The organism is Aeromonas schubertii, from assembly GCF_000820105.1.
Classification (GTDB): Bacteria; Pseudomonadota; Gammaproteobacteria; order Enterobacterales; family Aeromonadaceae; genus Aeromonas; species Aeromonas schubertii.
This window is the reverse complement of sequence record NZ_CDDB01000067.1, coordinates 42124-50245: the sequence shown is the minus strand read 5'-3', so window position 1 is coordinate 50245 and position 8122 is coordinate 42124. Positions and strand designations below refer to the sequence as shown.

Genomic DNA, 8122 nt, shown 5'->3' with positions numbered 1-8122 from the left:
AAGGGTATTCGAGTACATAGAGGTCGATTACAATCGACATCGCCTGCACAGCACTTTGGGTTACCAAACCCCAGAGGAGTTTGAGAAGGTAGCTGCTTAACCCGGTGTCCACGATTGCTGGGTCAGATCAAATCACCCCAGGGTCGGCCGGCACCTCTGGCCCCTCACCCCGGGCATAAGGCAGCATTTCGCTCTGCTCGTAACAGATCCGAATCGGCGTTGCGTCAAGCGGAAGGGCAAAGGCCAGACACAGCAGGCAGAAGTAAAAGCGCATAGTGCAGTGCTATCCACGGGCGATTTTCCCGAAGTATAGCCACTCCCCCCCACCAAACGTCGCGGCCATGCCGGCTCGACAGAGAGGGGGAACGAGCGGTGGCGCAACCAAGATCGCCACAGCCAACGCAGAGGACCCAGCATCGTCGTAGCGCACCACTACGGAGCTATCACAACGGGGGGGCCTCAACTTCCCCAACTTCCCCCTCCAGAATCTCGCCCCATGGACGTTGCGCTTATTATCTGAATTCACGAAACACGTTAGAATAGCGTTTCGGATTTTGGAGGACCACAACCTATGCATATCACCCAGCTCTACCTAGACGGTGTCGGGCCACTAACGCGTTCACACCTCGATCTGCGAGATGATTGGCTGGGGGGCGCACATTATCAAGTTTTGCTTACCGGCCCCAATGGTTGTGGTAAATCAACCGTGTTACGGGCGATTGCCATGTTGTGGGACGCCGTAGGCTGGTGGCTTGATCAACAAAAGCCATTGCCACAGAGTCATGTATCAAGGACTTGGCTACAACGTTGGGGAGGTGTTGTCGTTGTTTTTGACCATTTAGAGCCGTTTAGTCAAAGACAGGTTGGTGTGTTATTTGGAGATGCCGAATGGATTAGTACAATACAGGCCAAGCATCTTAATGTAGCGTGGATAGGTGAGACGGTTGCCAGAAGTGGAAAACCAGGAAAACCCAAGCGTGATTTATTACTGCCAACTGAAGAGTGGATGAGTAAGTTAGCAGAACAGCGCCGACGAATGTTGCTTAGCTACGATAAGGTTGACGTACCCAATCTTATATATCTCGATGCAGAAGAGCGGCGTTGGGTTAATCCAAGACGCAATGTAGGCTCACCGGAACCAGACCTGTTGAGCCAGCGCTGGCTCACTCGTTATCAAGTCAGCGAGGATTGGAAAGGGCAGTTAGAGCCCTCTCTGATTGCCCTTAAAACCACCCAATTACATAAATTCCATGAGGTGCTGCGTAATCTGAACCTGTTCTTGCTGGGCAAGGAGATCGAATCGGATATGGTCCCCGGTGAAAATCGTCTGAGCGTCAAGATCAAGGGGCAGCGCGGGATGCGTCATTCGCTCGATGAGCTGAGTGCTGGTGAGCATCAGGTATTGATCCTCGTATATCTCATCAGTCGCTGGTTACAACCAGGTGGTATCGTGCTCATCGATGAACCGGATCTCTATCTGCACCCTTCCCTAGTCAGCGGATTGCTGGCCAATCTTGAGAAGCTGGTAGCAGACAAGCAGGGACAGCTCATCCTGACTTCCCACAGTGTCGATATCTGGCAGCGTTATGAACAGCAAGGACTGCGGATTGAGCTGCAGGGGGAACACGCATGAGTTGGCTGGATGACCTGCAGACCAATATTAAACAGCAATATGTCGGTGCAACCGGCAAGAGGGTCCTGTTGGTTGAAGGACTCGATGACAATCATGCTTTCCGTGCCTGGTTGGGAAAAGTGGATGTAACCTGGGAAAACAGCTGGGTCGTTGCCCACGCGCAAAAGAAGGCCAACGTACTAGAACTGCTGGCACGTGAGCCCAATTGGATTGGTGTAGTTGACCGAGATGAATGGACTGCACATTTGATTGCTGAAAAGCAACGAGAACTCCCGAATCTCTGGGTTCTTCCACGCTTTTGTTTGGAAAATTATCTGTGTGATCCAGAGGAGCTCTGGGCAATGTTACCACCTGGACAGCAGCAGAAAATCGAGGGTGGCTATCAGGCATTATATGCGGCCATTACAGATAATTTGCCTATATGGCGCCAGCACGGTGCACTATGGCAGGTGATCAACCCATTGTGGGAAGGACTGCGTGCGCTGGGCTTTAAGGAGCGGTTACTCGATATTCAACAGGCGGGAGATGAGCAAGCCATCCGGCAAACACTGAATGAATGGCATCAGTATTTATCGCCTGAGTCAATATGGGCTGACTACCAGGCCCGCTTAGCGGAGGTGATGGCTTGGCCAGTATCACAGCAATTTCAATGCGGGGTTCATGGTAAGCAGTTCTTCCCGAGCGTAGTGCATGAATCCTTAACTCGATTGCTCGGTGAGCAAGCCAAGGCCAATGATCGTCAAAATCGTCTCTTGCAGAGCGCTCAGCCCCCAGCAGATCTTCGCCATCTTTGGCAGAAAATGGGCCTGCTTTATTAAATTGTTGAGATGTATCAGATTCTGGGACACCCACCATTCTGAGCGCCGCGTAGCGGCCAATAGATCGGTGCCCAGCCCCCTCAGTCGCAGGCGGGCACGGTATTGGAGCCCCCTCCAACCCGCCGAGGGGAAGGAGCAGGGTCAGGAGTGCCATCAGGGATGATGGCGCAGCCGCAGGCGGCACAAGGATGTGCCGTGTGCGGCGGTCCGTCCGACCTGGCGACCGACCCGAGGGAAACCGCGCAGCGGTCGGGTTGGCGGGGGGTGGCCTTTCTTTTGGTGACTTTTCTTTGGCCACGCAAAGAAAAGTCACTCGCCCCGCCCCGAAGGGCAGGCGAAACCCGTCGAGGCCAACGGCCTCGCATCCCATACTGAAAATGGGACACCCACCATTCTGAGCGCCGCGTAGCGGCCAGTAGATCGATGCCATGCCCCTCATTCGCAGGCGGGCACGGTATTGGAGCCCCCTCCAACCCGCCGAGGGGAAGGAGCAGGGTCAGGAGCGCCATCAGGGATGATGGCGCAGCCGCAGGCGGCACAAGGATGTGCCGTGTGCGGCGGTCCGTCCGACCTGGCGACCGACCCGAGGGAAACCGCGCAGCGGTCGGGTTGGCGGGGGAGAAGACCTTTGGTGACTTTGGGTCTTTCCAAAGTCACTCGCCCCGGCCCGAAGGGCAGGCGAAACCCGTCGAGGCCAGCGGCCTCGCGTCCCATGCGGCGCAGCCGCATCAAAAAGTCCCAGGCCAAGAGGCCTGGCATCCCCATGCCAATCGCCCCTCGGCACCGAGGCAACCGATAGCAAAACGCCCCCAGGTGGGGGCGCTTGGCGCAAAAGGGCAGGGCGACCAACCGCTTGCCACAGGCGACGGAGTTTGGCTGAACTCCCGCTCCAGCTCGGCTGATCGCCACCTTATTCGGCTGGCTTGTGCTTCTTCGACGCCTTCTTCTCGAGAAACTCGATGATCTTGCCGGCCACGTCCTTGCCCGAGGCACTCTCGACCCCTTGCAGGCCGGGGGAGGAATTCACCTCCAGCACCAGGGGGCCGCGCGCAGAGCGCAGGATATCCACCCCGGCGACGTCGAGCCCCATGATCTTGGCGGCCTGCACCGCGGTGGCCCGCTCTTCGGGGGTGATGGTGATGGCCGAGGCGCTGCCGCCCCGGTGCAGGTTGGAGCGAAACTCCCCCTCCTGGGCCTGGCGACGCATGGCGGCGACCACCTTGCCCCCCACTACCAGACAGCGGATATCCGCTCCCTGGGCCTCGTGAATGTACTCCTGCACCAGTATGTTGTTATCGGTCTGGATAAAGGCCTCGATCACGCTCTCGGCGGCCTTGTTGGTCTCGCACAGCACCACGCCGATCCCCTGGGTGCCCTCGAGCAGCTTCACCACCAGGGGGGCGCCTCCCACCATCTTGATGAGATCCGGCACGTCGCGGGTGCTGTGGGCATAACCGGTGACGGGCAGGCCGATGCCGTGGCGCGAGAGCAGCTGCATGGCACGCAGCTTGTCGCGGGAGCGGGAGATGCCGAGCGAGCTGTTGAGGGCCATGGTGCCCATCATCTCGAACTGGCGCAGCACGGCGGTGCCGTAGAAGGTGATGCTGGCGCCGATGCGCGGGATGATGGCGTCATAGCCGGCCAGCTCGAGCCCCTCGTAGTGAATGGAGGGGCTGTGGGAGGCGATGTTCATGTAGCAGCGCAGGGTATCGAGCACCTCGACCCTGTGGCCGCGGCTCTCCGCGGTTTCCACCAGGCGGCAGGTGGAGTAGTTGTTGGGTTCGCGGGAGAGAATGGCAATCTTCATGGACGTGAGAGACCTGGGAATCGGGCGGGAGAGTATAAGGTGCCACGGCGCCAAGGCAACGCCAATTGTTTATCCTGACAACAAGCACGAGCGCACAAAATGGGGCGCCCCTCGGGGCGCCGTCATACACAGGTCACACTGGCAGGTTAGCCCAGGTTTGGCGCCAGCCAGCGCTCGGCCTCCTCCAGGCTCATCCCCTTGCGGGCCGCGTAATCCTCGAGCTGGTCGCGCTGGATCTGGGCCACCGCGAAGTAGCGGCTCTCGGGGTGAGAGAAGTACCAACCCGACACCGCCGCCCCCGGCCACATGGCATAGGACTCGGTGAGCACCATGCCGATGCGCTCTTCCACCCCCAGCAGCCGCCAGATGGCCCCCTTCTCGGTGTGCTCGGGGCAGGCCGGGTAACCGGGCGCCGGGCGGGTGCCACGGTAGTTCTCGCGGATCAGCTCCTCATTGCTGAGCGCCTCATCGGGCGCATAGCCCCAGTGCACCTTTCGCACCTGCTCGTGCAGGTACTCGGCGAAGGCCTCGGCCAGGCGATCGCACACCGCCTGGATGAGAATCGCATTGTAGTCGTCGTGGTCCGCCTTGAAGGCACGGGCGATCGCCTCCTCACCGATGCCGCCGGTCACCGCGAAGGCGCCCACCCAGTCGGCCACACCGCTCTCCCTGGGCGCCACATAGTCGGCCAGGCAGTAGTTGGGGAAGCCCTTCTTCTCGGTCTGCTGGCGCAGGTGGTGCAGGGTTTCGATGACCTGCTCGCGGGACTCGTCGGCATAGACCTCTATGCTGTCCCCCACGGCGTTGGCCGGGAACAGGCCAAACACGCCGGCGCAGCGCACCGATCCCTCGGCCTCGAGCCGATCCAGCATGGCGTTGGCGTCGGCAAAGAGGCGCGTCGCCTCCTCCCCCACCACCTCGTCGTCGAGGATGCGCGGGAACTTGCCCGCCAGCTCCCAGCTCAGGAAGAACGGCGTCCAGTCGATGTAGCGGCGCAGGGTGGCGATGGGCATGGACTCGATGACCTGGACTCCGAGGGCATGCGGGCGCGGCGGCTGATAGCCGGCCCAGTCGAGCTGATGCCGGTTGGCGCGGGCCGCTGCCAGCGACACCGGCGGCGTGCGCGGCTGCTTGCGGGCGTGCTGGTCGCGCACCACCTCGTACTCCTTGGCGAGCCGCTCGACAAAGGCCGGCTTGAGCTCGGGGCTGAGCAGGCTCTGGGCCACCCCCACGGCGCGCGAGGCGTTGGAGACATAGACCACCGGCTCGCTGTAGTTCTGCTCTATCTTCACCGCCGTGTGGGCCTTGGAGGTGGTAGCCCCGCCGATGAGCAGCGGCAGCGTGAAACCCTGGCGCTCCATCTCTTTGGCCACGTGCACCATCTCGTCCAGGGACGGGGTGATGAGACCCGACAGGCCGATGATGTCGGCGTTCACCTCGCGGGCGGTCTTCAATATGGTCTCGGCAGGCACCATGACCCCGAGATCGACGATCTCGAAGTTGTTGCAGGCCAGCACCACCCCGACGATGTTCTTGCCGATGTCGTGCACGTCCCCTTTCACGGTGGCCAGCACGATCTTGCCGTTGCTGGTGCCGCCGGACTTCTCCGCCTCGATATAGGGTTGCAGGTAGGCGACCGCCCGCTTCATCACCCGGGCCGACTTCACCACCTGGGGCAGGAACATCTTGCCGGCGCCAAACAGGTCGCCGACCACGTTCATGCCGTCCATCAGCGGCCCCTCGATGACGTGCAGGGGGCGCTCGGCCCCGGCGCGCGCCTCTTCGGTGTCTTCCTCGATAAAGTCGGTGATGCCCTTGACCAGGGCGTGCTCGAGCCGCTTGCCCACCGGCCAGCTGCGCCACTCCTGCTCGCGCGGGTCGGCCGCCTCGGCGCCGCCGCCCCGGTACTGCTCGGCGATGGCCAGCAGCGCCTCGGTGGCCCCCGGGTGGGTGTTGAGCACCACCGCCTCGACCTTCTCTTTGAGATCTTTGGGGATCTCCTCATAGATGGCGAGCTGGCCGGCGTTGACGATTCCCATGTCCATGCCGTTCTTGATGGCGTGATAGAGGAAGACGGCGTGAATGGCCTCGCGCACCGGCTCGTTACCCCTAAACGAGAAGGAGACGTTGGAGACACCGCCGGAGATCATGGCGTGGGGCAGGGTCTCCTTGATGTCCTTGACCGCCTCGATGAAGTCCACCGCGTAGTTGTTGTGTTCGTCGATGCCGGTGGCAACCGCAAAGATGTTGGGGTCGAAGATGATGTCTTCGGGCGGGAAGCCCACCTGCTCCACCAGGATGCGGTAGGCGCGCTGGCAGATCTCGGTCTTGCGCGCCCGGGTGTCGGCCTGGCCGGTCTCGTCGAAGGCCATGACGATGACGGCGGCGCCGTAGCGGCGGATCAGCCTGGCCTGCTCGATAAACTTGGCCTCCCCCTCCTTCATGGAGATGGAGTTGACGATCCCCTTGCCCTGCACGCACTTGAGGCCGGCTTCCAGCACCTCCCACTTGGAGGAGTCGATCATCACAGGCACCCTGGCGATGTCCGGCTCGGCGGCGATGAGGTTCAAGAAGCGCACCATGGCCTTCTCGGCGTCAAGCATCCCCTCGTCCATGTTGATGTCGATGATCTGGGCGCCGCTCTCGACCTGTTGCTTGGCCACCTCCAGCGCCTCGTCGTAGAGCTCCTCCTTGATCAGGCGCTTGAAGCGGGCCGAGCCGGTGACGTTGGTGCGCTCGCCCACGTTGACGAACATGGAGTCGGCGTCGATGGTGAGCGGCTCCAGGCCCGACAACCGGCAGGCCACTGGCAGATCCGGCAGGGTGCGAGGCGTGATGCCGGCCACGGCGCCTGCCATGGCGCGGATATGCTCGGGGGTGGTGCCGCAGCAGCCCCCCACCAGGTTGAGAAAGCCGCTCGACGCCCACTCGCGGATGTGGGTCGCCATCTCGGCCGCGCCGAGGTCGTACTCACCGAAGGCGTTGGGCAGACCGGCGTTGGGGTGGGCGCTGACGTGGCACTCGCAGATACGCGAGAGCTCCTCCACGTACTGGCGCAGCTCGTCCGGCCCAAGGGCGCAGTTGAGGCCAAACGAGATCGGCCGCACGTGGCGCAGGGCGTTGTAGAAGGCCTCTGTGGTCTGGCCCGACAGGGTGCGGCCGGAGGCGTCTGTGATGGTGCCCGAGATCATCACCGGCAGCCTGACCCCGAGGGCCTCGAACACCTGGTCCACGGCGAAGGCCGCCGCCTTGGCGTTGAGGGTGTCGAAGATGGTCTCGATGAGGATGAGATCGGCCCCCCCTTCGATGAGGGCACGGGTCGACTCGTCATAGGCGGCCACCAGCTGGTCGAAGGTGACGTTGCGCTTGCCCGGATCGTTGACGTCCGGTGAGATGGAGGCGGTGCGGTTGGTGGGCCCCAGGACCCCGGCCACGAAGCGCGGCTTGTGGGGCTCTCTGGCCGTCCACTCGTCGGCCACGGCGCGCGCCAGGCGGGCCGCCTCCCGGTTGATCTCGGCCGAGAGGGACTCCATGCGGTAGTCCGCCATGGCAATGGTGGTGGCGTTGAAGGTGTTGGTCTCGAGGATGTCGGCACCGGCCGCGCAGTAGACGTCGTGGATCTCGCGGATCACCGCCGGCTTGGTCAGCACCAGCAGATCGTTGTTGCCCTTGAGATCCGACGGCCAGTCGGCGAAGCGCACGCCCCGGTAGTCCGCCTCCTTGAGCCGGTAGCCCTGGATCATGGTCCCCATGCCACCGTCTATGATGAGGATCCGCTCCCTGAGCTGGGCTTCCAGTTTCTGCTTGGCTTGCGACACGACGACTCCTTGTATCCTGTGACGACTCTGCCCCATCCTATCAGCA

At 61.9% G+C, this 8122-nt stretch carries 5 protein-coding genes; 3 read left to right on the top strand and 2 right to left on the bottom strand.

Features of this window, described 5'->3' with window-relative positions:
• The 3 genes from BN1133_RS20150 to BN1133_RS13235 all read left to right on the top strand — a co-directional run.
• Positions 1–100 (top strand): IS3 family transposase (locus tag BN1133_RS20150; protein ID WP_157432339.1); only part of this gene is annotated, 100 nt, incomplete at its 5' end.
• A gap of 471 nt (positions 101–571) precedes the next feature.
• Positions 572–1633: an AAA family ATPase gene (locus BN1133_RS13240; RefSeq protein ID WP_050666982.1), complete on the top strand. Its 1062-nt coding sequence runs from the start codon at positions 572–574 to the stop codon at positions 1631–1633.
• Complete coding sequence (locus tag BN1133_RS13235; RefSeq protein ID WP_050666981.1) at positions 1630–2451, top strand: DUF4435 domain-containing protein; 822 nt, start codon at positions 1630–1632, stop codon at positions 2449–2451. The genes BN1133_RS13240 and BN1133_RS13235 overlap by 4 nt, the downstream gene beginning before the upstream one ends.
• Before the next feature lie 910 nt (positions 2452–3361).
• Here BN1133_RS13235 and rimK read toward each other — a convergent pair.
• Together rimK and metH are read right to left on the bottom strand one after the other, a co-directional pair.
• Entirely contained in the window at positions 3362–4258 is an 897-nt protein-coding gene (gene rimK / locus BN1133_RS13230) for a 30S ribosomal protein S6--L-glutamate ligase (RefSeq protein ID WP_050666980.1), read from the bottom strand.
• Between the two features lie 146 nt (positions 4259–4404).
• A complete protein-coding gene (gene metH / locus BN1133_RS13225) occupies positions 4405–8112 on the bottom strand; it encodes a methionine synthase (RefSeq protein ID WP_050666979.1) in 3708 nt (1235 codons plus the stop codon).
• Between the last annotated feature and the right edge of the window lie 10 nt (positions 8113–8122).

Coding starts and splice junctions, on each gene's coding strand:
- BN1133_RS13240 (WP_050666982.1), top strand. CDS start 572: ATGCATATCACCCAGCTCTACCTAGACGGTGTCGGGCCACTAACGCGT.
- BN1133_RS13235 (WP_050666981.1), top strand. CDS start 1,630: ATGAGTTGGCTGGATGACCTGCAGACCAATATTAAACAGCAATATGTC.
- rimK (WP_050666980.1), bottom strand. CDS start 4,258: ATGAAGATTGCCATTCTCTCCCGCGAACCCAACAACTACTCCACCTGC.
- metH (WP_050666979.1), bottom strand. CDS start 8,112: ATGGGGCAGAGTCGTCACAGGATACAAGGAGTCGTCGTGTCGCAAGCC.